1 pseudogene is annotated in these 664 nt (G+C 65.2%); it reads right to left on the bottom strand.

From position 1 onward, the window contains the following. A pseudogene (locus AC1RQF_RS33445) lies at nt 1-664 on the bottom strand (RHS repeat-associated core domain-containing protein); the annotation flags it as partial.

Here is a 664-nt window from a genome sequence, read left to right as displayed (position 1 = left end):
GCCTCGCCCGCCCCGGCCGACACCCTGCTCAGCCGATTGAACCCATCCCACTCGAACCGCTGCACGCGCCCTGCCGAGCGTTTCTCAAGCAGATTCCCCTGCGCGTCATACTCAAAATGCGTCCCCGCATACTGCTTGAGCAGATTCCCCAGCACCTTCGGCACCTGCGGCGGCAACGTGCTCTCCACCCGCCCAGGACTCACCGGACTCACCGCCGCCCTGGACCTCGCCTGCTCCGGATCCCCCGCATCGATCAAGTTGCTCGCCGGATCAAACGCGAACCTCTCCGCGCCACCCGGCCCAACCGCCTCCAGCAACCGCCCAACCGGGTCATACCGATAATCCGTCAGCCCTTTCCGACTATCCTCGATATGCATCAACTGCCCGGCCGCGTCATACCGATACAACCTCGCGCTCAGCGGCGCCGGCGCATTCTCCCGCTGCACGGTCTGCTTCTGCAGCCGCCCAACCGGGTCATACATGGTCTGCTGCACAACCTTGCTCGGCAGCACCCTCCGAACTTCCCGATGCAGATCGTCGCGCTCGAACTGCACGCGCTCCTCGCCGTCCAGCACCAACCCATGCACATGTCCGCTGCCATACGTCAGCCAGTCGACCCGATGACCATCCGGCCGCACGGTCCCGATCCGCGTCCTGATCTCGT

The sequence above is a fragment of the Burkholderia sp. GW821-FHT14F03 genome (genome assembly GCF_058803765.1).
This window is presented reverse-complemented; position numbering and strand designations above follow the sequence as displayed.